The organism is Paenibacillus sp. 01T431 (assembly GCF_056398625.1).
Map to the genome: position 1 here is coordinate 239,818 of NZ_JBFTPT010000012.1, position 24,797 is coordinate 264,614.

17 protein-coding genes are annotated in these 24,797 nt (G+C 46.5%); all 17 read left to right on the plus strand.

The window, feature by feature from the left end:
• Window positions 1-24 precede the first annotated feature (24 nt).
• The 17 genes from AC1DM9_RS22225 (at window position 25) to AC1DM9_RS22305 (ending at window position 24,380) form a co-directional block, all read left to right on the plus strand.
• On the plus strand, window positions 25-828 hold the full coding sequence (locus AC1DM9_RS22225; protein WP_477509193.1) for a sugar phosphate isomerase/epimerase family protein: 804 nt from the start codon (window positions 25-27) through the stop codon (window positions 826-828).
• 34 nt (window positions 829-862) lie between these two features.
• A complete protein-coding gene (locus AC1DM9_RS22230) occupies window positions 863-2,257 on the plus strand; it encodes a sulfatase family protein (protein ID WP_477582260.1) in 1,395 nt (464 codons plus the stop codon).
• Window positions 2,254-3,258 (plus strand): Gfo/Idh/MocA family protein, encoded by a 1,005-nt coding sequence (locus AC1DM9_RS22235; protein ID WP_477509191.1) that lies wholly within the window; start codon window positions 2,254-2,256, stop codon window positions 3,256-3,258. The genes AC1DM9_RS22230 and AC1DM9_RS22235 overlap by 4 nt, the downstream gene beginning before the upstream one ends.
• A gap of 31 nt (window positions 3,259-3,289) precedes the next feature.
• A complete protein-coding gene (gene cysC, locus AC1DM9_RS22240) occupies window positions 3,290-3,841 on the plus strand; it encodes an adenylyl-sulfate kinase (RefSeq protein ID WP_477509190.1) in 552 nt (183 codons plus the stop codon).
• A gap of 52 nt (window positions 3,842-3,893) precedes the next feature.
• Window positions 3,894-5,330, plus strand: coding sequence for a sulfatase family protein (locus AC1DM9_RS22245; protein WP_477582263.1), 1,437 nt, complete (start codon window positions 3,894-3,896; stop codon window positions 5,328-5,330).
• 57 nt (window positions 5,331-5,387) lie between these two features.
• The gene (locus AC1DM9_RS22250) at window positions 5,388-6,302 is read left to right on the plus strand and encodes a helix-turn-helix domain-containing protein (RefSeq protein ID WP_477509188.1); all 915 of its coding nucleotides are present in this window, start codon (window positions 5,388-5,390) and stop codon (window positions 6,300-6,302) included.
• Window positions 6,271-7,701: a sulfatase family protein gene (locus AC1DM9_RS22255; protein WP_477582265.1), complete on the plus strand. Its 1,431-nt coding sequence runs from the start codon at window positions 6,271-6,273 to the stop codon at window positions 7,699-7,701. Before AC1DM9_RS22250 ends, AC1DM9_RS22255 begins: the two co-directional genes overlap by 32 nt.
• Window positions 7,702-8,411: 710 nt before the next feature.
• Complete coding sequence (locus AC1DM9_RS22260) at window positions 8,412-10,715, plus strand: glycoside hydrolase family 95 protein (RefSeq protein ID WP_477582268.1); 2,304 nt, start codon at window positions 8,412-8,414, stop codon at window positions 10,713-10,715.
• Window positions 10,716-10,962: 247 nt separating this feature from the next.
• Entirely contained in the window at window positions 10,963-12,090 is a 1,128-nt protein-coding gene (locus tag AC1DM9_RS22265) for a glycoside hydrolase family 88 protein (RefSeq protein ID WP_477582270.1), read from the plus strand.
• Complete coding sequence (locus AC1DM9_RS22270) at window positions 12,077-14,239, plus strand: alginate lyase family protein (RefSeq protein WP_477582272.1); 2,163 nt, start codon at window positions 12,077-12,079, stop codon at window positions 14,237-14,239. Before AC1DM9_RS22265 ends, AC1DM9_RS22270 begins: the two co-directional genes overlap by 14 nt.
• A 78-nt stretch (window positions 14,240-14,317) precedes the next feature.
• Window positions 14,318-16,033 (plus strand): sensor histidine kinase, encoded by a 1,716-nt coding sequence (locus AC1DM9_RS22275; protein WP_477582274.1) that lies wholly within the window; start codon window positions 14,318-14,320, stop codon window positions 16,031-16,033.
• Between the two features lie 7 nt (window positions 16,034-16,040).
• Window positions 16,041-17,636 (plus strand): response regulator transcription factor, encoded by a 1,596-nt coding sequence (locus tag AC1DM9_RS22280; RefSeq protein WP_477582329.1) that lies wholly within the window; start codon window positions 16,041-16,043, stop codon window positions 17,634-17,636.
• Window positions 17,637-17,852: 216 nt separating this feature from the next.
• Window positions 17,853-18,791 carry a carbohydrate ABC transporter permease gene (locus tag AC1DM9_RS22285; protein WP_076269513.1) on the plus strand — a complete coding sequence of 313 codons (939 nt, stop codon included), beginning with the start codon at window positions 17,853-17,855 and terminating at the stop codon, window positions 18,789-18,791.
• Window positions 18,792-18,854: 63 nt separating this feature from the next.
• Window positions 18,855-19,643, plus strand: coding sequence for a carbohydrate ABC transporter permease (locus tag AC1DM9_RS22290; RefSeq protein WP_076269617.1), 789 nt, complete (start codon window positions 18,855-18,857; stop codon window positions 19,641-19,643).
• A 123-nt stretch (window positions 19,644-19,766) separates the two neighbouring features.
• Window positions 19,767-21,152, plus strand: coding sequence for an ABC transporter substrate-binding protein (locus tag AC1DM9_RS22295; protein WP_076269514.1), 1,386 nt, complete (start codon window positions 19,767-19,769; stop codon window positions 21,150-21,152).
• 123 nt (window positions 21,153-21,275) lie between these two features.
• Window positions 21,276-22,517, plus strand: a complete 1,242-nt coding sequence (locus AC1DM9_RS22300) for an alpha-L-fucosidase (RefSeq protein WP_477582276.1) — start codon at window positions 21,276-21,278, stop codon at window positions 22,515-22,517.
• A gap of 45 nt (window positions 22,518-22,562) precedes the next feature.
• The gene (locus tag AC1DM9_RS22305) at window positions 22,563-24,380 is read left to right on the plus strand and encodes a glycoside hydrolase family 35 protein (RefSeq protein WP_477582278.1); all 1,818 of its coding nucleotides are present in this window, start codon (window positions 22,563-22,565) and stop codon (window positions 24,378-24,380) included.
• Window positions 24,381-24,797: the final 417 nt, after the last annotated feature.

The window sequence follows — 24,797 nt, forward strand, 5'->3', positions numbered from 1 at the left end:
TCCATTATTCAGGAGGGCTCATTCATGATTAAACTGGGTGTCAATTCCGTACTGTTCAAAGAGTTCGACTTCGCTGAAGCGGCGAAGCATATTGCGGCATGCGGCTACGATGGTGTAGAGATTGCCGCTATTCAAGGCATGTGCGAGCATCTGGATCTCAGCCGCTGGAAGCAGCAGAAGAGTGAGCTGCAGGCGATTGTGCAGGAAAACGGCCTAACGTTTCTATCGACTGAGGTGGCATCGCTCAATGAGGAGCGGCTGCTCCCAGCGTTCGAAGCTGCCGCTGAAATTGGTATTCCAATCGTAAACGTTGGTCCTGGCGGAAAGCTGGGAGTCGAAGAAGACCTGCAGGCATCTATCGAGATGCTTGCGCGGATGGCAGAGAGAGCGGCTTCGTTTGGCATCACGCTCTGCGTCAAAGCTCATGTCGGCAATGCCATTCACAATACGCCGACCACGCTGCGGGCGATGGAGTCGATCATCTCCCCAGCGTTCGGCATCGACATGGACCCGAGCCATATCCACCGTGCCGGCGAAAATGCGGAGAAGGCGCTGCCCGCTGTGCTTAGTCGCGTAAAGCATGTTCATATCCGTGACTGCAAAGGACGGGAGCAGGGACCTGGACCGATCATGCTTCAGGCGTGCGGACGGGGCGACATCGATCTATATGGCTACTGCAAAGCGATGGTGGATGGAGGTTACGACGGACCGGTCGTCGTTGAGGTCATTGGTGCTTCACCTGAGCATACGCTTGCGCAGGTATCCATCGTAGCCGCTGAGTCGTACGGCTATCTAAATGCGGTTCTTAAACAGCTGAACGCGCGATAAATGCATTATCTTCATCCAAAAGGAGGATTTCAAAATGACTAATAAGAAACCAAATATTCTACTGTTCGGCATAGATAGCCTTCGTCGGGATCATATGAGTGCGTATGGTTATTCGAGGCTGACTACTCCGCATCTGGATAAAATTGCTGCCGAGGGCGTTCTATATGAGAACCATTTCAGCCCGGGCATTCCGACAACGCCGGCTTATGCATCGATGCTGACGGGTATGGATGTGTTCGGAACCGACGTTGTGGCGCTGCGCCACGAAGGACCGCTTGGCAGTCACGTGAAGACGCTGCCTGAGCTGCTTGCGGAGAACGGCTATAACACATCATGTGTCGGCTTCTCTGGCAATCCATCATCGCGCGGTTTCCAAACATATCTCGATTATGAATCTTGGGTGCCTGACGAGTCGGGACGTACGCCTAAGGCGCAAAATCTAAACGATGTCGCTATTCCAGAGCTGGAGCGGCTGGCGGCAGAAGATAAGCCGTTTCTGCTGTTCATGCGGCATATGGATCCGCATTCACCGTATTTGCCGCCTGCGCCGTTCGAGCGGATGTTCTACGGCAAGGACGAAAAGGACCCAGCCAACGATTCCATGGAGCCGGTTTATAATTTCAAGCCGTTCGCCGACTTCTTAAAGTCATGGATTCCAGAAGGCGTCACGGATGAAGCTTATGTTGGTGCCCAATATGATGGAGCAATCGCTTATATGGATGCTTGTATCCAAGGTATCTTTGAGAAGCTGAACGCGCTGGGCTTAGAGGAAGAGACACTTGTCGTTATCACGTCGGATCACGGCGAGACGCTGTATGAGCACGATTGTTATTTTGATCATCACGGCCTATATGACTGTACGCTTGTTGTGCCGCTTATTATTAAGTTTCCGGGGCGTTTGCCTGCGGGAAAACGGGCTCAGGATGTGTCGGTCATCTCGGATATTATGCCGACGCTGCTGCAGTTGATTGGCATCGACAGCGGCATTTCCTTCGACGGCCGCAGCCTGCTTGAGCCGGTTGCGAGCGAAGATTCAGAGCGGATAAGCGAGCTGTATCTGACGGAATGCACGTGGATGCGCAAGCACGGCTGGCGCACACCGGAATGGAAGCTGATCCGATCGCTTGAGCCGGACTTCCATTTTAAGCCGGAGGTAGAGCTGTACAATCTGATCCAAGATCCAGAAGAAAACAACAATGTGGCGGAACTGCAGCCGGAAGTCGTTGCACTGCTTACGAAGCGGATGGAGGACCATATTGCAAAACGTGAAGAGCAGACGGGTCGTACGAATCCGATCTATACGAATCTGAATTGGCATGGCAAAGGCCAGACGTTCACCTCGTCTGAGCAGGCATACGAGTCACTGCATATCGGCAATATTATTGGCGCGCGCTCCCTTCAATCCAAGGAGGAGGCGGCATCCAAATGATTCGGGTTGCTGTCGTTGGTGTCAATCATATTGGGAAAATCCATTGCCGTGCTTATCGGCAGCATCCAGATACGGAGCTTGCGGCTGTCTGTGATCTGATGCCAGAACGCGCGGAGGCAGCTGGTCTTGAACATGGCGTTCCTGCGTATACCGACCTGAGAGAGCTGCTGGCTAAAGAACAGATCGATCTAGTCGTCGTAGCGACAGCGGGGGTTGAGAAGGGCAGTCACCATTTTGAACCCGCGATGATTGCGATCGATGCTGGCAAGGACGTCCATGTAGAAAAGCCGATTTCTAATCGGATCGAGGAAGCGAGGACGCTGGTTGCTGCCGCCAGGGAACGGGGCGTCCGGCTCGCTTGTAATTTGAATCATCGATTTACGCCGGCTGCTTACAAAGCGAAAGAGCTGGTGGAAGCTGGCAAGCTAGGCTCTCTTCTCTTTGTCAATATGAGGCTAACGATTCAGAACCCGCAGGAGGATACGGAATGGCTGCACATGCGTGCTCTGCATCCTCACTCCATCGATGTCATGCGGTATTTTGCCGGTGATATTAAGCGGGTTCAAGCGTTCATGACCAAGGCGCCGGGAAGGCAGAGCTGGTCGACCGCATCCGTCAATGTGACGTTTGCATCCGGCGCGGTTGGCCACTTGACCGGCAGCTACGACATGTCGATGCGGCATCCCATTGAATATTGCGAAGTCGCAGGTAATGAAGGCCGGTTTGTTATCGACAATGTGTATGAAAGCATGACGTATTATCCGCATCACTCCGACGAGCTGCTCGTTGTACGCAACTCGCTGTTTGGCGGGATGCAGGGCTTCAATGATACGTTTACCCATCGAATCAATCGATTCATCGAGCAGGTCAAAGCAGGCGATGCGCCGGAGAAGATCGAGGCGTCAGGAGCGGATGCGCTTGCCGCACAGGAAGTTATTGAAGCCGCAATTCGTTCGCATCAATCCGGTGGGATGCCCATTGACATACCTGCAATCGGATAAGCGACCGAACTTGGCGAGAGGAGAGGACAACATGGATAAACAACATGGCTCGGTTATATGGTTCATGGGCTTGTCGGGAGCAGGCAAGACGACAACGGCCAGGCATATTGCAGCAGAGCTGCTGCGGGAAGGGCGGCACGTGGAGCTGCTTGATGGCGATGAGCTTAGAGAAACGATTTGTAAAGGACTTGGATTCGCACGGGAGGATCGATTGGAAAATATAAAACGAATCGTCTACGTCGCTAAGCTTCTCTCTCGCAATAGCGTAGATGTGCTCGTCTCTGCCATCACACCTTATGAGGAAATGCGGGACTATGCCCGTTCGCAGCTGCCCGGATTTGTGGAAGTTTATGTGCAGTGCCCGCTCGGGGAGTGCGAGCGCCGTGATGTGAAAGGCTTGTATGCTAAAGCGAGAAACGGGGAATTGCACCATTTTACAGGCGTTTCCGATCCATTCGAGGTACCGCACTCGCCCGACATCATAATCGACACGGCTTCTGCTTCATTGCAGAATAACGGCGAAGCCGTAATGGGCTGGCTGCATGCCAATATGAGGTTCAAGCATGCGGCGCAGCGAGCATAACCCAAGAGGTGAATAAGGACCGGAATACCGGACTACCCGAAGGAGACATACAATGAAGATCATACTGATATCGCTGGATACGCTTCGTGCATCAAGGCTGAGCGGGTACGGCTATTCGAAGCCGACAAGCCCATATTTGGACCAGATTGCCGAGCAAGGTGTGCTGTTCGAGCGAGCTTATGCCGCAGACATTCCAACCGAAGTGGCGCATACCGGCATTTTTACAGGCAAAGTAGGGCTCACGACAGGGATTGTCTCCCATGGCTCAGAGCTGACGCATCTGCCCAAATCGACACCGTGGCTGCCAAACCTGCTGCGCGGCGCGGGCTTCACGACATCGGCGGTGGACAATTTGTACCAGCTTAAGGAATGGTTTGCCCGCGGCTATCGCTACTATACGAACAGCGTTGGCGGCAATCGCTGGATCGACGGCCGAACGGTCAACGATCTAGCTATGCCATGGCTGGCGGAGCATAAGGATGAATCGTTCTTTTTGTTTCTTCATTACTGGGATGCTCATACGCCTTATTTGCCGCCGGAATCCTATATTCCAGACTTTTATGAAGCGGGGCGTGATCCGTATGATCCGAACAACCGAAGCATGGAACCGGCTTACAATCATTCCGCCTATCCTTTCTTTAAGCACCACCATTACGATCTCGTTGGCCCAGTGACCGACAGCGCTTACTACGACGCGCTATATGATGCAGAAATCCGCTATCTTGACGATCGTTTGAAGGAACTCGACGCTCATCTGGAGAAGTTAGGTATCAAAGAGGATACGCTGCTCATTCTATTCGGAGATCATGGCGAAAGTCTGACGGAGCACGACATCTACTGGGATCACTGCGGCTTATACGAGCCGACTGTCCATGTGCCGATTATTATGCGATGGCCGGGTCGTATCCCAGAGGGGCGCAGGGTGCAAGGTCTCGTGCAGCAGGTTGACCTCATGCCGACAATACTGGAAGCGATACGCAGCGAGAAGCCAGAAGGTATCGAGCATATGAAAGTTGCAGACCCACCAGGCATGGACGGCCGAAGCTTATGGCCTTCTATTCTCAACTTGGCTGACGGAACGCACGATGCTGTCTACCTTAGTGAATGCGCGTGGCAAGCGGCACGCGGCATACGGACGGAGCGCTACAAGTTTATTCGCACGTACGACGCGGGGCCTTTTACTAGACCGCCTAGAGAGCTGTATGATCTGGATGCCGATCCAGAAGAGACGGTAAATCTTGCGGAGCGGGAGCCAGAGCTCGCCGATCAGCTGGAACGGCAGCTGGATAGTTGGGTGGAGGCGAAGCTGGGGGGACGCGAAGATCCGAAGGATCGGCAGCTTCGGGAGGCGGGACTTCCGTTCCGCAGACGCATTGAGCAGATTTTGGCGGAGTCAGGGATGACGTGGGACGAATGGTTTCAGGATCCGCGCCGTGAACGATTTGATCAAGCGACAGACGGGCTGCATGAACAGACCATCGGATCTTGATCCGATTACGAACCGAGGGGATGAAGGATGGGGCATATACTGGGAAGCAATAGTTACATGAAGGATGAATTCCCGTTCTGGATCAATCGGATGGTGCAAGCGTCTGTCTCTGAACACGGTCACGAGTTCATTGAGCTCGTCTTTGTGGTGCATGGACAGGGCGTTCATATCTTCCAAGGCAACCACTACAATATTCATGCGGGTGATGTGTTTATTATCAATCCCGGCGAGACGCATGCTTATTCCGTAGAGAGTGGCGGGAGTATGGAAATCATCAACTGTTTGTTTATGCCGTCCTTTATTCCCGATGCGCTGCTTCAGGAGCTGGAAATAACGGCATCGATGGACTACTTTTACGTGCATCCCTTCCTGAAGCAGGATGTCCGTTTCAACCATTATTTGAATCTGAACGGGCAAGAGGCGTCGTCCGTGCTGGCGCTGCTGGAGAATATGATCCGTGAGCTCAACAGCCGCGGCCCCGGCCACACGACGTTGATTCGCCTGCAGATGGTGGAGCTGCTCGTTCTGCTGTCTCGCTATTACGCCTATATGCAAAGCCATCGTATTCATAAATCCCCGCGGCAATCGGAACGAGTGATGATGGCTAGACGGATTTCCGGTTATCTCGAACGCCATTTTGACAAAAAAATTACGCTTCAAGCGTTGTCCGGCCTGTTTAATGTCAGCACAAGGCAGCTGAATCGGTTGGTGCGCGAGGAGTTTGGGAAAAGCGTATTCGACCTGCTGCACGAAATTCGTATTGAACGGGCGAAGCGGATGCTGCTGGAGTCCGACCAGAAGGTCATCTACATCGCGACCATGGTCGGCTACGACGATCCATCGTTTTTTAGCCGACTGTTCGTTCGTTATGCCGGCTGCTCGCCGCGCGAATATCGGACCGGTACAAAGGGTGTGCGAGAAGGAAAGGAGCTGAGCGCGCATGCCACACTCGATGAAAGAGTGGAGGCCTAACGTACTGCTGATTACGGCAGACCAATTACGAGAGGATTGCGTGGGCTTCAGCGGTAAATATCCCGTTCGCACACCACACATTGACCGTCTGTCTGAACAAGGAGTCTCCTTCTCCCACGCTTATTCCGTACTGCCGGTATGTGCACCGGCAAGGCAGTCGCTCCTGCGCGGCAGGAGGCCGGAAACATTTGGCGCTTTATGGAATTACAGCGGGGCGCTGCCTGTGGCTGCACTGCCGCCGGAGGACTATACATGGACGAGAGCACTTGCGGAGAGCGGTTATGCAACCGCATATTTGGGCAAATGGGGAGTCAATCCGGTGCACGGACCTGCGGCTTATGGTTTCGATTCATATGTCAGCGAAGCTGAATATCATGACTTTATCTCGCAAAAGCATCCGGACGTCCGATACGAGAATGGCTTCTTCGGCGAACAGAGTCCGCTCCCGCTAGAGGACGCAGAGACGCATTGGTTCGCCGCGCGTGCAAGTGAGACGCTGGAGCGGCTGCAAGGCGATGGTCGACCATGGCATATGGCGCTGCACTTCAGCGATCCCCACTTGCCTTGCCGACCTTCGCTTCCTTTTGCAGAGATGTATGATGCTGCGGACATCCCGGAGTGGGCAGGCTTCCGCGATACCTTTGCCGGAAAGCCGTACATTCAGCGCCAGCAGCTGGAGAGCTGGGGCGTTGCCGATTATGATTGGCAGGACTGGGCGCCGATCGTTGCCCGTTATTACGCCATCATTAGTCAGCTCGACGATGCAATTGGACGAGTGTTGGGGACGCTGGATCGGTTAGGTATGGCGGATAACACCATTGTGATCTTTACTGCAGATCACGGTGACATGTGCGGTTCCCACGGTATGATGGATAAGCACTACATCATGTACGACGATGTTGTTCGGGTGCCGCTGATCATTCGGATGCCGGGCGTCGTCGGGGACGTAGAAGTGGGCGGACGATGTGACCGATTTGTTTATAATTTTCTAGATTTGCCGCCGACGCTTTTGGAGCTTCTCAATCTGCAAACTTGTGAGCCTGGGGATTTGCAGGGGCGCTCACTTGTGCCACTGCTGRCTGGGGAGGAGCCTGCCGATTGGCGGGATGCCGTTGTATCCACTTATAACGGCCAACAGTTCGGACTTTACACGCAGCGGATGATTCGCACGGCAGAATGGAAGTACGTTTGGAATTTAACAGACGTAGATGAGCTGTATGACATGGGTAATGATCCTGGAGAACTGGTTAATGTGAGTGGGAAGTCAGAGAACGCAGAGCTGCTTACCGTGCTTAGGAGACGGCTGTATGAGCAGTTGTCCGTGGACGGTGATGCGATCGTCGCCAACGAATGGACGAAACGTCAGCTGTTGCAAGGTACAAAGTTGGGCGGGATATGAAAAGGATTGCTGAATTCTTTTGCACCACGTTTTGGAAACGATATGATTGATACGATGTTATTTAAGTAGCACAGGGCTTGAAATCCTGCTTTAGGAGCGAAGACGCCCGAGACGGTGGGTCTTGCGATGGTATTTCAATTGAATTAGCTTCTGCTAAAGTCAATTGAAATAGCAATCTTCAAACTTAAAATAAGGAATAGAAGAATTTTCTTATGACATAGCTCGCGCATGGCTGACCGTCGAAGGAACGGAAGGTGGCGGGGGCTTTTTGTTATTAAAAATCCAGTGCTTTTTGGAGTCCTTCGACATGTTTTCATTGTGTTGAAAATACATTGGTCCTCCATGAGTCTGAAAAATCAATGATTTCTACGCTTATCCCCTTTTTTTTCTCCACCTCCTCCGCGAAAATCGAAGGCAGAACCGCTGCCACTAAACAAAAAAAGATGATGTTTGAAAAGGCACTGTAGTATTTAAAACAAAGCAAGGAATTGAATTGCATTGACATAAAGATTCAGACAGTCAAATAGTCAAAATCTTACTTGCCCAAAGTCAGTATCGCTCCTTTGAATTGTCCTTGTTTGCTCTATAGTGGAATGATGACTGTTGTATATTTCAGCATTATTAACGTTTTAAGTTCCTTGGATAATAAATTGCTAGATATTTTAGTTACCAGCATAGCGTTCTAAAGGACTAATTTGGAGTGAGAAAATATGGGGATTAACAATGACAGATTGATAGAGAAACGGCCTGCTAATGTTTGGACTGAGGCATTTCCAATCGGCAATGGACGCTTGGGCGGCATGGTATTCGGTGGGATTCAATCCGAGAGAATTCAATTAAATGAAGACTCCATCTGGTATGGAGGACCGATAGGCAATGATAATCCAGCATCCATTGGAAAGCTGCAGGAAATTAGAAGCTTATTGCTGGAAGGAGAACCGCAGGAAGCAGAAAGATTAGCGTTGCTGCATATGACCAATGCGCCACATTATTTTGGCCCGTATCATCCGCTTGGTGATTTAACCATTAAGATGGAAGGTCATCACAACGCTTCGGATTATCAGCGAGAGTTGAATCTTCATTCTGGAATCAACTTTATTGAGTATAAGTCTGAAACTATGCACTATCGGCGGGAGGTCTTCTCTAGTGCAGCAGACCAAGTATTCATTATCCGTCTGACTGCTTCGCAGCAGGCTGCTCTTACTTTAACTGCCCGTTTGAGTCGAAGGCCATTTGAGGGGGAAGTTGGCAGTGAGGCAGATGGTACTCTGACAATGAAAGGACAATGTGGGCCAGGTGGCGTTCATTACGCAGCTGTATTACGAGCAGTCGTGGATGGGGGCAAGATACAGACGGTTGGGAACTATTTAGATATCCGTCATGCGAGTTCAGTTACTTTAATATTAGCCGCACAGACCTCGTTTAGGTGCATTGATCCGTGCATAGAGGCGCTCAAACAGGTGGAGCAGGCAGCTTCTTTGCCATATGCAGAGCTTAGGAATAGGCATGTTCAAAACCATAGTCGTTTATTCGATAGAGTTTCACTAACATTAGGCTCTGCTGATGAGAATAATCTTGAGCTTGAAAAAAAAACTACCTCTGAGCGGCTGTTGCATTATCAGCAGGGTGATATAGATTTAGGTCTTGAAGCGTTGTTCTATCATTACGGACGTTATTTGCTAATGGCAAGCTCAAGACCCGGCAGCCTGCCGGCTAATCTACAGGGAATATGGAATGAAAGCTTCACACCTCCTTGGGAATCAGACTTCCATCTGAATATCAATTTGCAAATGAATTACTGGATCGCGGAAGCGGGTAATTTGGCTGAATGTCATGAGCCGCTGTTCGATCTCATTGATCGGCTGGTGGTTAACGGACGAGAAACGGCACGCAAATTATACGGTGCAAGAGGTTTTGTAGCACATTCTGTAACCAATCTGTGGGCGGAAACAGGGATATTTTGCGCGTGGGCGCCAGCAATTTTTTGGCCATCAGGAGGTGCGTGGCTTGCCCTTCATTTATGGGAGCATTACAGATACAACAGTAACGTATCGTTTCTACGTGAACGAGCTTATCCAGTGCTGAAGGAGGCCTCGCTATTTTTCCTCGATTATCTGATCGAGGATGATAAAGGCAGGCTTATAACCGCACCATCCCTTTCTCCAGAGAACAGTTATGTATCAGAAAGCGGTGCAATCGGGTCGTTATGCGTTGGTCCTTCGATGGACTCTCAGATTTTGTACGCGTTATTTACAGCCTGTATAGAGTCAGCAAAAATTGTTGATCTTGATCCACTGCTTCAAGTGCACTGGAAGGAAGCTCGGAGCAGACTCCCTAAGCCGGAGATTGGCCAGTACGGTCAGATTATGGAATGGGCTGTCGACTATGAGGAAGCTGAGCCTGGACATCGCCACATTTCACATCTATTTGCTCTTCATCCGGGTGAGCAAATTTTGGCTCATCGAATGCCGGAATTAGGAGAAGGCGCTCGGCGTACCCTCGAGCGGAGATTGGCGCATGGAGGCGGTCATACGGGATGGAGTCAGGCCTGGATTGCGAATTTTTGGGCGAGGTTAGGTGATCGCGATAAATCCCATAACAGCTTGCAAGATTTGTTGCGCAAAGCCGTTCATCCTAATTTATTTGGAGATCATCCGCCATTTCAGATTGACGCTAATTTTGGAGGGGCAGCGGCAATTCAAGAAATGCTGCTGCAATCGCACGGAGGCGAGCTGCTTTTGCTGCCCGCACTTCCTCCCGCATGGTCATCAGGCAGTATTACAGGCTTGAGGGCAATGGGCGGGTTCACGGTTGATATCGAATGGTTGGATGGAAAGCTGATGGAAGCCAAGATTCGTACTGAGATCGGCGGGAAGCTTGCTATTTATAGCAAGGTACAACTTGAAATTCGTGATCTGGAAAATAAACTTATACGAGCTGAATGGGTGGATTGCACCTATCAATTTGTGATGCCACCCGGAACCATGTATGTTGTTAAGCCCGCAACAGAGTGACACCTATTGTTGGCTGGATGGGCAGACGGAGTCTCCATACACGTGAGACTAACATCAAAAGAGGCTTCCAAGTCTTAAACGAGGCTTGGAAAACCTCTTTTTGTATTTTAATCATGGATCAAACGAAGTTCTTGAAAAAAGTCAAAATAATGCACATTCCTGCAAAAATTCATTCTCATTAGACGATCATTCTTTCGTTATGATTGAGCGTAACTAATAAAATGTTGGATGAAGGGGGCCTTGCATCGTGTGGAAAACGGCTATTGATGATGCTATTGCAAAGACGCTAAAAAATATAGAAAGATTTGAGGGGAAATTCCCTCATGTCAGCAGCAATGGAACCTATGAATTGAATGAAAATAATGATTGGACCAATGGCTTTTGGAGCGGGATGCTGTGGTTATGCTACGAATATACACAAGACGAACGGTTTCGGAATGCGGCGGATCAGACGGTTACAAGTTTTCATCAACGTTTGAAGGATCACGTTGTGCTCGATCATCATGATATCGGTTTTTTATACTCCCTCTCCTCCAAAGCACAATGGATCGTGGAGAAGGATGAAGCAGCCCGACAATTAACGCTGCAAGCAGCTGATTTGCTTATGAACCGATGGTGTGAACCTGGCGGCTATATTCAAGCTTGGGGACAAAAGGGAGATGCTAAAGAGGGCGGCCGGATTATCATCGATTGTCTGTTAAACCTTCCACTGCTGTATTGGGCGAGCGAGCAGACAGGAAATCCATCCTATATGGAAGCAGCTCGTATACAAGCAGAAAAATCAAGGCGTTACCTAGTAAGAGGGGATGACAGCTCCTATCATACGTTCTTCTTTCATCCAGAAACGGGTGAACCGATCGGAGGGGCGACGCATCAAGGGTATACGAATGGTTCAACTTGGACAAGGGGACAAGCGTGGGGGGTATATGGATTCGCACTCTCTTATCGCTACACGAAGGATAAAAAGTTCCTCGAAGCTTCAAAGCGACTTGCCCGTTATTTCCTTGAGCACTTGCCAGACGACCATGTAGCCTACTGGGACTTCAATGCTCCCATTGAGAGAGATACTTACAGAGACAGCTCGGCCTCTGCGATTGTAGCTGCGGGATTATTAGAGCTCCTATCCCTCATGGAGCAGCAAGACCCTGAACGTCTCTATTTCCAAGAACATCTTGAGAAATCAATGACCTCACTCGTTCAGAAATACGCGACAATTGGGGAAAAAGACGCAGAGGGACTGCTTAAGCATGGATCATATTATGTGCACGGAGGATTGTCGCCAGATGACTATATGATCTGGGGAGATTATTACTATCTGGAAGCGCTGATGAGGCTTGAGAAGGGTATCGGAGGTTATTGGTATGAAGGCAAATAACCAAGCTCAGTATGAAGAGCGCCTATTTGACCTATTAAACCTAGATTATGAAGGGTTAGAAGTGGTTAAGAAGGCCATCCTTCAGAATCAGCTTGATGATGCATTTGCGGTGCTAAAGCAATATTTTATAGAGCGAGCATCTCCTAGGATGTATTTGCAAAAGAAAGAAATACAACAGGTTTGCGACTATGTTCATGTACATAGCTCAGAAGAAGTGCAGGAAGTGCTGCAAACAGCTGATGAGGTCGTATCGCAAACCTTCCTATTCCGCTTTCAGTGGGATATGGAACGTACCCGTGTTCCTGTAAGCTTTGATCGGCTAATCGATTGGAATCACATTCAAGATAGTGATGTGGAATGGGCCTACATGCTTAATCGACACCGGTACTGGATTGCACTTGGACAAGCCTATCAGCTTACTGGAGATGAGAAATACGCGAGCACCTTCTGTCTACAATTAGAGGATTGGATTGATCGAAATCCCGTTCCTTCGGCACAGACTAGGAATACGTTAACTTGGCGCTCTATTGAGGCGGGACTACGCTGCAGCAACTGGATCAAGGCACAGCCTTATTTAATTGAAAGCCAAGTTATGACGCCGCGTCTATTTGCAAAGATGTTAGTCTCCCTCCATGAGCATGCGGAATATTTAGCTTTATCATTCACAGGCTGGAGTAATATTAGCAACTGGGGAGTTATTGAAACGAGTGGATTATTTCAATTGTCCGTATTCGTTCCAGAATTTAAGCGAAGACTTCACTGGCAGCAGCTAACGGATGAGAGGCTGAGAGAAACGTCGCGACTGCAAGTGATGAAGGACGGCATTCACTGGGAGCAGTCCCCCACATATCATCATGAGGTGCTGAACTGCTTCCTAGATATTATGACTCTGGCTCAAAAAAATAAAATGACCATGGAAGCTAGTTTTACTCGTTCGGTAAAGAGCATGGCTGCTGCCTCTCTCTACTGGGCAAGACCGGATCATAGACAGGTGATGCTTGGTGATAGCGATAATAATGATATTCGGTCAGTTATGACGGCTGCTGCGATTATTTTCAAAGATCCCATGTTTCGGTTTGCTGGATGGGAGAAGGTCGATTTTGATCAAGCTTGGAACTTCGGGCCTGAAGGTATTCGCTATTATGAAGATTGCCCCGTTCAAATACCGCCGCAGCAATCTTATGCGTTTGAACACTCAGGGCATTATGTGATGCGCTCTGGCTGGGAAGAACAAGCGTTGTATCTCTATTTCCGCTGTGGTCCTCTTGGAGGAGGACATGGGCACGCGGATATGCTTCATATCGATATTCATGCGTACGGCAAGGATCTGCTTACGGATCTAGGGAGATACAACTACTCTGATCATACGCCGCTGCGGAAGCAGCTTAAACATTGCAGCTCCCATAATACAACGGTAGTTGATGATACTGAATTTACGGAAGTTATCGATACATGGCAATTTGGGCGAATAGCTTCAAGAACAGGCACGGAGTGGATTTCGGAGCTGAATTTTGATTACGTTAGCGGGAGTCACGATGGATACATTCATTTGGATGATCCAGTCTACCCAAGCAGGAGCATCATCTTTGTAAAACCGTATTTTTGGCTTGTGGTGGATTGCTTTAAAAGCCAGAATGAACATACGTTTAAGCAGTTTTTTCATTTTGCTCCTGGACAACTGAGCTTATCGCAGGAGACGGGGATTTGTCGTACGACAAATGAGAATGATGCAAATCTTTGTATTATTCCGATCCAGGCTGCTGGACTTAAGGCTGAGCAGAGTGAGGGTGTTATTTCTTATGAATATAATCTAGTGGAGCCTAACCAATATGTGACCTACGAGAGAACTGGTTCAGGTACGACATCGATGATGCAGCTTCTTTACCCTTTACGCGCGGGAGAAACAAGCATACCTATCGTTGAAAAAGTTCCAGTCTACCTATATACTGGTGAGTTGGCAGAGGACAACAGCGTAGAAGCATGCCGGATTGTGATTCCGCATTCAACAGAGCAATATATCATTGTTGTATGCCATAGGGCTCCATCCTCTCATATTGATTCATACATGGTTGATGGCACACAGATTTTTGGCGAAGTGGTGTTGATATCCTTGAAAGAAAAGGTCAAGGAGATTACCGTTATAAAATAAAGACTGAAACGCAAAAAAAGGCGATAAGCTACCCTGCTGCAATAGTCATGAAAGCAACTTGAAAGAGGCGCGGTAAATATGTCTAGGTTAAGCTATTATCAAAAAATTCAGCTGTCATTTCTCCTATTTATTATTGTTCCTATCATTACTGTATCTGTTATCTCATTTGTGCTTATTAAAGAGACGATGGTTGAGAAGCTTCAGCTGAGCAATGACAACTTCTTGAATGTCATGATCGAAGAGATTGGAACAACGATTGATGATGTTATATTCGCATCGCATTTCATAGTTAATGATACGAATGTTCGGTCAGATTTGAAAAAATTCGCGGATACAGAACGGTTGAATACGTATGCGGATTACACAAATTTCACGAACATAAGGGGAGTATTTTCGCTCATTACATCGAAACCCTTAAATAATAACATTCGAATGTATTTGGTCAATAGAAAAGACTTTATTATTTCTTCGAATGAGGATGATTTGAATTTAGTTAATAGAAACCTAGACGATTTATATGAAAAAATTGATCTCAAAAGGCCGGAAACGCTGCAACGGCTCGGTATGGTAAAAGAAGAGTCCGATAAGGAAGGGACCTATTATATGGCAAGAGTGATTCATGATAATGATGACAAACGCTATCTATCGGTTCTGATTATTGGTATTTCAGAGTCATACTTTGAGAAAGTGCTAAAGCCCATTGAGTTTGGTAAAGTATCGCTTTTTGATGCAGAGGGAACGCTTATTGCTGGAAGCACGGAGCTTCTATCGCACGATGCAGCAGCAAGCAGAGATATTCTCCGTTCTGAAGTTACGTTAGACAAAACGGACTGGACGCTTGTTTATGAAGCGAATAAGGAAACCTTTACGGGGGAAATTTCAAGAACCTTCTATTTAGGTATTGGAGGCGTTATTTTCCTCTTTATTATTTTTTCCATATCTTCTATGTTTATTGCAAGGAGATTGCACAGGCCTATTCAAAAATTGCAGCGTGCGGTCAGGCAATTTGGGATGGGAAACCTTGATGTGAAGCTTGAAGTGAAAGGCAAAGACGATATCGCTGAGCTTGGTCATTCGTTGAACACGATGATGGAGCAGCTCAAGGGGCTTATCCATGATATTGAGCATGAACAGGAGCTGAAGAGAGTCATGGAGCTCGAGGCTTTGTTCATGCAAATTCGGCCGCATTTTCTAATTAATACATTGAACTCAATCAAATGCAGTCTCATCCTGCACAAGGATCTTCTGCATAGCAAAAGCATCGATTCATTAATGAGCTTGCTTAGAGCCTATCTGAAGGTAAATGAACCGACCTCATTGAAGGATGAGTGCGTGCTGCTCGGGCATTACATCGATATTATGAAGATCAGAAATGAAATGGTTCTTGAGCTTACGGTTGAGCTTGAACCAGGGCTGGAACAATTACTAATTCCGAAGCTGATGCTGCAGCCTTTAATTGAAAATGCGATTGTACATGGTTTGGTAGACAATCCTGCTGCCAAAATTTCGATCCAAGCAAGAAGAGTAGAGAACGGAATTGTCATTGAAATAGAGGATAACGGAAGCGGTATAGAGGAAGAACAGTTAGCTGCACTGAACCATCATCTGCATTCCGTCGGCTCAGAGCAATCCTCTTCTTATCAAAGGGTCGGCTTGATTAATGTGATTCAAAGGTCAAGATTAACATTTGGTCCAACGGCGGCGTTAGCTCTATATGAAAATGCACAGGGCGGGGTAACAGCCTTCCTTCATCTTCCTGTTATTGAACGGCATGTTTATTCTTCGGAGGGGTGAAACGGTGATGTATAAAGTAATGTTAATTGATGATGACGTCCCTATGATTCGGGTTTTGCAGCAAATGATCGATTGGGAGTCACTCCAGCTGCACGTAGTGGGAGCTACCTATTCAAGTGCAAAGGCATTGCATATGTTTGAAGAAACGTCGCCTGATATCGTCATCACCGACATTGGACTGCCGCAAAAAAGCGGTATCGAGCTAGCAGCTATTTTCCGCCGGATGAAACCGGATATTAGAGTCATATTTTTGACTTGCCACGAGGATTTTCATTATGCACAGCAGGCAGTAAAGCTGAATGCGGATGATTATCTTCTTAAAGATCAATTAACGGCGGAGCAGCTTGAGCAAAGCTTAGGAAAATCCATACAATTGCTCAAAATGAAAGTCACAAAGATCGACAATGAAGTATCGAACTATAACAGTGAGCTGTTCAAGCAAGGCTTGTTTCAAAGAGTTATTGATGGTGTTAATCCCACATCAACTGTGGGGTATGCAGCTCAGCTAGGCATCTCATGGGGATACCCTTTCTTTATGATGGGTGTAGTCCATATTAATTTCTCAACTTACGAATCGCTGTACGTTCAGAACAATATTTCGTTAATTTTTTATGCGATCCACAATATCGCGGTGGAGCTGTCTGGTTCGTATGATGGAATAACGCCATTTTTGGAAAAAGACAATTTAGTTATTTTGTATAATTACCGAAATAATTTGGCGAACAATGCTTATCCTTATTTTAAAAAGTATATGCAGGAGCTGCAGGCTCTTTGTCTACAGTTTCTGAAATTGCAGCTTAATATAGTCACCGTGACAGATAAGATGGAGCTGCAATCCATTGGAGCCGTCTATCAGCAGGTGATTCAATATAAAAATGAGTTTTACAAAAGCAGTGAGTTTACGGTTACGAATATGAATGTCTTCTTACAAAGCATGTTTTTATCCTATCCGCTAGGTTTTCTAGATTGTTATAAATCAGATATTGAGCGTGCGATTATGAAAGGCGACTTTGACAGTATCCATAATATCGTCGCAAATATTGGAAAAAATGCAGAAGAGAATAGAGTCGAGCCAAGTGAGCTGGTTCAAGATTTATCAACACTCATTCGCAGCATTGATATAATGTTCTCAAGATGGAAGTCGGATGAGGGGATTTATATATACCTGTCTTCTGCAAGGACTTTGCTCGATGTAACAGGACTGATTGAGAGAAAGCTTATTCACATTGCAAAAAACCGGCAGAAGGGATTAGAACCTGTGATCCAGGAGCCGAAGCTGCAGGTGATTCAACAATATCTAGATAAAAATTTATCCGAAAACATTACCTCAATTGACATGGCGCGTCATTTGTATTTGAATTCAAGCTACTTTTCCCGCTATTTCAAACGACTGACAGGTGTTAATTTCACGGATTTTGTTCACCAGTATAAAATGAAAATTGCTGCAAAAATGCTAAAAACGTCCAACCAAAGCATCGAGTCTTTAGCTATGGGACTTGGATATTCGGACAGAACTTATTTTTCAAAAGTATTTAAGAAGTATATAGGCATGACTCCAAGTGAATATAAAGCAAATTATACGATTAACACTTATGTAAGATGAATAGACTGCAGCCACAATCGAAACCTGTCCTCCGATAATGTCGGGGTACAGGTTTTTTTGTCGTTCCCATTGTTCATAACTCTAAGGTGTTTTCACTCATTACAAGCGATTTGGAAAGTCAAAATATTGCTCCTACGAAGTCATAATCCATCGTTCTTGTCCTGTGGATTTCTATTATCATTAGTATCAACTTAATAAATGTTGAGGTGATACGAAATGGAAGCTGCTAAACCAATCACAAACCCTGAAATTCTACAGAAGCCAAGAAAATTTTGGACTCCGAGGCGGAAAGAAGCATTAATCGGCTGGCTGTTTCTTGCCCCAGAAATCATAGGTATGTTATTGCTGAATGTATTTGCACTTGGGTTTTCTCTTTATTTGAGCTTTACTTCGTGGGACTTGTTATCAGGTCTAGGAGGCATTAAGTTTAACGGTATCGACAATTATATTAAAATGTTTCATGATCCAACCATCATTAAAGCGTTGAAAAACAATCTGCTTTATACCGTGCTAACGGTGCCGGTTCCGATTGCTATATCGCTGGTACTTGCTGTTCTCATTCACAATAAGGTGTTTTGGAAGGATTACTTTAAGGTTGTGTTTTTCATTCCCTATATTTCATCCATTATTGCTGTTGCGGCAGTGTGGAGCGCATTGTTCCATCCTTCACTAGGACCGATTAATCAGTTTTTGATGGATCTAGGCATTTCCAACCCGCCTAAGTGGCTGGTGGATCCAAAAACTTCACTTATCGCCATTGCGATCATCACTTCTTGGGCAGGGCTTGGTTATACGATTATTATTTATTTGGCCGGTCTTACAAGTATTTCGAATGAACTATATGAAGCGGCGGATATCGACGGTGCGACTTCAATGACCAAGTTTCTCAAAATTACGGTTCCATTGCTTCGTCCGACAACGTTCTTCTTGTTTATTACGATGTTGATTGGCTCTTTCAAAGTATTCGATATTATCTCTTATTTGACAGCAGGGGGACCAGACAATTCTTCTACAGTCATTGTATTCCGGATTTATGAGGAAGGATTCGTGAATTATAACATGGGGTACGCGGCTTCAATCTCATGGCTGCTATTTGCGATTATTGCTGTCATTACTGCGGTTACCTGGAAATTCAGAAATGAAGAATCATTATAAGGGGGAGGGGTCAGCTTGCTTATCATAAGAAAAAATATATCAAAAATAATTGTTACCATCATCATGGGTGCCATATCTATTTTCTTCTTAGTTCCATTCATATGGATGATTTCATCAGCGTTTAAATTTGAAAAGGATGTTATGCGTTTTCCCATTGAGTGGATTCCTAAAAATATTAATGTGTTGTACAATTTTAAAGCAGTTTGGATGGGAAATGTAAACTTTCTTCATATTTATTTCAACTCAATTAAAATAGCTTTAATAGTCACATGTCTCACATTGCTCTTTTCCACTATGGCAGCTTTTGCATTTACCAAACTCCGGTTTAGAGGGAGAGGCCTTGTCTTTATGGCTCTGATTTCGTTCATGATTATACCGGATCAGGCCACTCTAATTCCTCGGTTTATGCTGGTTCGCTGGCTGGGTATTTATGATAGTCACTTTGCGCTTATTTTTATGGGGATGTTTTCTATTTATTTCACATTCCTGCTTCGTCAGTTCATGGCGGGCATCAGCGATGAGTATATGGAAGCTGCGAGAATTGATGGAGCAGGCCATTTAAGGATTTTCCGCTCGATTATCATTCCGCTTTGCCAACCGGTGCTTGCTACCGTCGCTATTATAAAGTTCATATGGTCATGGAATGATTATCAGAATCCGCTTATTTTCCTGCAATCCAAAGATTTGTATACGATCCCGCTGGGTATGAGCTTGTTCAGGGATGATTATACAACGAATGATGCCATTATGATGATGGCCGCGCTGTCAGCCATTATCCCTTTGTTAATTATATTTATTATATTGCAGAAGCAAGTAATTAACGGAATTGCCCTTGGCGGAGTCAAAGGGTGATATTTGAAAAAAAGTCAAAAAAGTAATCATTTTACCTCAAAATTATACTCTTCTATGAATCGTCCAATCTTTATACTGATGATGAAAGAAGATGAGTCAGCTATTAAATAGGGGGGCAAAAAAATGAATCATAAGGGTAAACGCAAGTTTTTAGTTTCGATCTGTCTTTTGTTAGCGGCTTTTGCAGTGCTAAGCGCATGTGGAGGTAATTCTAATTCGCCTAAAAGCTCAAACGCTGCCGGGTCTGAGGGTACGGCGGACAAGCAAGTGACCATTAAGTATTACAATTTTGACAGTGCAGCTCAAGAGGTTGGTACAAAAGCTATGCTGCAAGAATTTGAGAAAGAAAATCCGGATATTAAAGTTGAGCATGTCATTCTTGTTCCGGGTAATTCCTTGGAAATGTTGAAAAAGCTTGATTTTCTAATCTCTTCGGGTGAAGCGGTCGACGTCGTAAACGTTCCGAGCGCGTCAGCGGTTATCGAAAGAGCAACTAGAGGCGCGCTAGCTCCGCTGGATGAATATTATGCTGCCAATAATCTCGTTGCTGCGGATGAATATTTTGTTAATCCAAAAGTGGGCGACAAAACTTACGGCATGCAGATGTCTACAGGTTACCAGTTCATTCTATTGAATAAGGATGCCCTGGATGCAGCAGGCTTGCCAGTGCCGACATACGGTTGGACATGGGATGACTTCCGTGATTACTCCAAGAAGCTGACCAAAGGCGAAGGCGTGGATAAACAGTACGGTTCGTACTTCCATACATGGGAATTGTATATGAATGCTCCAGCCCAAACGGTGATGAAAGATCCTTTCCGTTATGATGATGGAACGACGATCTTGGCTGATCCAACGTATAAATACTTCTTCCAGCTGCGCAAAGACATGGAAACGGTAGATAAATCGGCTAAGCCTTATGCGGATGTTCTTGCATCGAAGCTTAACTATCGTACTGAATTTTTCAGTGAAAGTGCTGCGATGATTCTTTCCGGAAGCTTTATGATTCCTGACCCAGGAAATACGGAGCAATATCCGCATGATTTCAAAACGGCATTTGCTCCAGTTCCGCTTCCTCCTGCGAATGCGCAGCCAAAAGATTATGAAGGCGGTAAGTACTTTGTAGGTGGAGGGCATCTAGTAATGGGTGCGACTTCCAAGCATAAAGAAGCTTCGTTCAAATTAATGCGCTTTATGACAACAACTGATTCGGAATCAAGAAACGAATTCTCTGGCTGGAAAAAATCAGACCAAAACGTCGTACTTGATCGCTTGATTGGTGCAAACGCTGATAAATATGATGTTGAATCGCTTAAAAACACATTGTTTGGCCCTGAAATTAAATATTTGGATGCTTCACAAGTGGTAACGACAAGTACTGCTGATTTGACCAAAGTTATCGGAGATGGCTTTAGCAAGTTCATGCTTAGCAGCGATTCCATTGACGATGTACAAGCATGGATGGTAAAAGAAGCGACGAGAATCATTGATGAGAAAGAAACAAAATAAAGTTAAGTGAATTGAAACCGAAATTGAGGAGCTTTGAGCAGTCTAGACATGGCTGCTGCAAAGCTCCTTTTTCTTGTGTCGGATCAATGGCAACTTAGGAGTGCAAGGAAAGGGAGATGCAGCATGGCTAACTCATCATCATCATTATCAGTACCAACCGAGCAGCAGCGTCGTTGGCAGGATCTTGAACTCGGAATGTTTTGTCACTTTGGAATGAATACGTTTTGTGATCAGGAATGGGGCGATGGAAATGACTCGCCTTCTCTATTTAATCCGGCCCAGCTTGATGCCCGCCAGTGGGTGCGTACGGCAAAGGCTGCAGGCTTCCGATACTTCGTCCTTACGGCAAAACATCATGACGGCTTCTGTCTTTGGCCGACCGCAACGACAGATTATTCGGTTGCCTCTAGTCCTTGGAGAGAGGGCAAAGGCGATATCGTAAGGGATTGTGCAGATGCCTGCCGGGAAGAAGGAATTGGTTTTGGCCTTTATTTATCACCTTGGGATAGACATGAACCATGTTATTCCGATCCAGAAGCGTATGATCTCTTCTACGCTAGTCAGCTGGAGGAATTGCTAACGGGTTATGGTCCACTCGTTGAGATCTGGTTCGATGGAGCGGGCTCAGAAGGAAGAGAGTATGACTGGAAACGAATCATGAGCTTAATTAAGCAGCATCAGCCCGATGCCATGGTGTTTAATATGGGAGCACCGACGATCCGATGGGTAGGGAATGAGGATGGTCTTGCCCCTTATCCTTGCTGGAATACAGCTGAATCTGCTCGGGTAAGCATGTTTAGTGAAGGAGATCTGAAATGGCTGCCTGAAACACCTCGCTGGGTACCGGCAGAATGCGATGTCCCTATTCGAAAGGACCGATGGTTCTGGCATCCTGAGGAGGAGCATCTGCTGCTTTCCTTGGAGCAATTAATGGATATCTATTATCGGTCGGTTGGCCATGGTGCAACACTGCTTTTGAATGTTACGCCAGATAACCGGGGGCTTATGCCGGAGGCAGATGTGAACCGGGTTATTTCGTTTGGAAACGAGGTTCGTCGCAGGTTTGATCATTCACTTGCCGAGCTGTTTGGCGAGGGAGAGGTTATCGAGCTTGTGTTGCCTCGGAAACTTGTCATCGACCATATCATCACAATGGAAGATATCGCTTATGGAGAACGGGTACGGGACTATAAAATTGAGGTTCAAGCCGGTAATGAATGGATAGAAATGATCCGTGGGAGCGCAATTGGGCACAAAAAAATAGATTTCTTCCAACCAATTTCCACAGACAGAATACGTTTAACTGTACTTGAGTCGGTAGAGCGGCCAATAATAAAACGTTTTGCCGTGTTTAATAGCAATTAGATTCGATGTTAGCATTGGAAACTATAAAGGTTGGGAGAGGAAACCATGAGTCAATTGGAGATTAGAAATGGGCAGTATTATTTGCATGGGGAGCCTTATCGTATTGTGTCGGGTGCCGTACACTATTTCCGTATCGTGCCAGAGTATTGGATGGATCGTTTGCAGAAATTGCAGGCATGTGGATTTAATACAGTAGAAACGTATGTTGCTTGGAATGTGCATGAGCCGCAGGAAGGTCAATTTCAATTTGAAGGAATGGCAGACATCGTCCAGTTTATTGAGCTTGCGGGACAACTGGGCTTGCACGTGATTGTTCGTCCCAGCCCATTTATTTGTGCGGAGTGGGAATTTGGGGGATTGCCGGCATGGCTATTGAAAGAGAATGATATGCAGCTTCGCTGCTCGGATAGTGCCTATTTGGCGAAGGTAGACCTTTATTACGATGTATTAATTCCTAAGCTTGTTCCACTGCTCTCTACGAAGGGTGGGCCGATTCTTGCGGTACAGGTAGAAAATGAATATGGCAGCTACGGCAATGATACCTCCTATTTGACCTATATTCGAGATGGGCTTGTACAAAGAGGGATAGACGTGCTGCTCTTCACTTCTGACGGGCCTACTGACGAGATGCTGCTCGGCGGCACGATAGATGATGTTCATGCAACAGTGAATTTTGGATCGCGAGTTGCGGAATCGTTCGGAAAGTATCGGGAGTATAGAGAAACAGAACCGCTTATGGTTATGGAGTTTTGGAATGGATGGTTCGATCATTGGATGGAGCCTCACCATGTTCGTGATGCAGCTGAAGTGGCCGAAGAACTGGATAAAATATTGGATAGTGGTTCATCGGTTAATCTTTATATGTTCCATGGCGGAACGAATTTCGGATTTTACAATGGCGCCAATCATATTAAAACGTATGAGCCTACGGTAACTAGCTATGATTATGATGCACCGCTGAGTGAGTGGGGGGATGTGACGAGTAAGTATGAGGCGGTTCGCAGCGTGTTTGCTAAGCACGGCATCGAGCCAGGTTGTGAGATGCCGCAGCCGATTCCTAAATATTCATACGGCAAAGTGACACTGTCAGAGAGCGCGACACTGCTTGATAATTTGGACCAATTATCAGAGCCAGTAAAGTCGACATTCATACAGCCTATGGAGAAATTCGATCAGGCGTACGGTTTTATTTTGTATTCGACATGGGTAAAAGGACCTCGATCTGGGCAGAAGCTGTATATTCAAGAGGTTCGTGACCGAGCGCAAGTATTTCTAGATGGCAAGTTATTAGGTGTGGTGGAGCGCTGGGACCCTAAGCCCTTAGATATTAGCATCCCAGAAAATGGGGCAAGACTCGATATCCTTGTCGAGAACATGGGGCGAATCAATTACGGTCCTCGACTTCGTGATCCGAAGGGGATTACCGAAGGAGTGCTCCTTGATAATCAATTTCTATACAATTGGACGATTCGGACGCTTCCTCTTTGTCCTGACTCTCTATCATCTGTCCGCTACGAGAGAACGAATGCTCATGAATTACATGTAGAAACTCCTGCATTTTACAAAGGTTCCTTTGAGGTAGAAGAGATCGGGGACACTTTTTTAAGATTTGATGGTTGGAATAAAGGCGTAGCATGGATTAATGGCTTTAATCTGGGACGGTACTGGGACATTGGACCTCAGCGTGCGCTTTATATCCCAGGGCCATTGATGCGGAAGGGACGCAACGAGATTGCTCTTTTTGAGCTGCATGGCTTCTTGACTGAGCCTGTAATCACGCTTAGCGACCAGCCTGATCTAGGGGAATCCGCAGCGGTGGATGACCGGGTGTTAAATTTTGTGCAGGATGAGCAGATAACCTAAATCTAGCTTTAACCCTAGGCTTTAGCAATGAAGTAAATCAGAGGGTGTTCCAAAAGCAATAAGCTTCAGGGGCACCCTCCAACAAACCTAGCCGTTTTGCACACTGTAAGAACCTATGTGTGTTTATTGCTCCATTTCCCGCCTCGACCATACGCCTCAGCAACTCTATAAGCGCATATATGTTCTTACAGACCACAAACCTAGCCGTTTCACACGCTGTAAGAACCTATGCGTGCTTATTGCTCCATTTCCCGCCTTGACCATATGCCTCAGCAACCCTGTAAGCGCATATATGTTCTTACAGACCACAAACCTAGCCGTTTCGCACATTGTAAGAACCTATGTGTGCTTATTGCTCCATTTCCCGCCATGACCATACGCTTCAGCAACTCTATAAGTGCATATATGTTCTTACAG

Coding starts and splice junctions, on each gene's coding strand:
- AC1DM9_RS22280 (WP_477582329.1), top strand. CDS start 16,041: ATGTATAAAGTAATGTTAATTGATGATGACGTCCCTATGATTCGGGTT.
- AC1DM9_RS22290 (WP_076269617.1), top strand. CDS start 18,855: ATGGGTGCCATATCTATTTTCTTCTTAGTTCCATTCATATGGATGATT.
- AC1DM9_RS22260 (WP_477582268.1), top strand. CDS start 8,412: ATGGGGATTAACAATGACAGATTGATAGAGAAACGGCCTGCTAATGTT.
- AC1DM9_RS22270 (WP_477582272.1), top strand. CDS start 12,077: ATGAAGGCAAATAACCAAGCTCAGTATGAAGAGCGCCTATTTGACCTA.
- AC1DM9_RS22245 (WP_477582263.1), top strand. CDS start 3,894: ATGAAGATCATACTGATATCGCTGGATACGCTTCGTGCATCAAGGCTG.
- AC1DM9_RS22285 (WP_076269513.1), top strand. CDS start 17,853: ATGGAAGCTGCTAAACCAATCACAAACCCTGAAATTCTACAGAAGCCA.
- AC1DM9_RS22300 (WP_477582276.1), top strand. CDS start 21,276: ATGGCTAACTCATCATCATCATTATCAGTACCAACCGAGCAGCAGCGT.
- AC1DM9_RS22275 (WP_477582274.1), top strand. CDS start 14,318: ATGTCTAGGTTAAGCTATTATCAAAAAATTCAGCTGTCATTTCTCCTA.
- AC1DM9_RS22235 (WP_477509191.1), top strand. CDS start 2,254: ATGATTCGGGTTGCTGTCGTTGGTGTCAATCATATTGGGAAAATCCAT.
- AC1DM9_RS22250 (WP_477509188.1), top strand. CDS start 5,388: ATGAAGGATGAATTCCCGTTCTGGATCAATCGGATGGTGCAAGCGTCT.
- AC1DM9_RS22305 (WP_477582278.1), top strand. CDS start 22,563: ATGAGTCAATTGGAGATTAGAAATGGGCAGTATTATTTGCATGGGGAG.
- AC1DM9_RS22230 (WP_477582260.1), top strand. CDS start 863: ATGACTAATAAGAAACCAAATATTCTACTGTTCGGCATAGATAGCCTT.
- AC1DM9_RS22295 (WP_076269514.1), top strand. CDS start 19,767: ATGAATCATAAGGGTAAACGCAAGTTTTTAGTTTCGATCTGTCTTTTG.
- cysC (WP_477509190.1), top strand. CDS start 3,290: ATGGATAAACAACATGGCTCGGTTATATGGTTCATGGGCTTGTCGGGA.
- AC1DM9_RS22225 (WP_477509193.1), top strand. CDS start 25: ATGATTAAACTGGGTGTCAATTCCGTACTGTTCAAAGAGTTCGACTTC.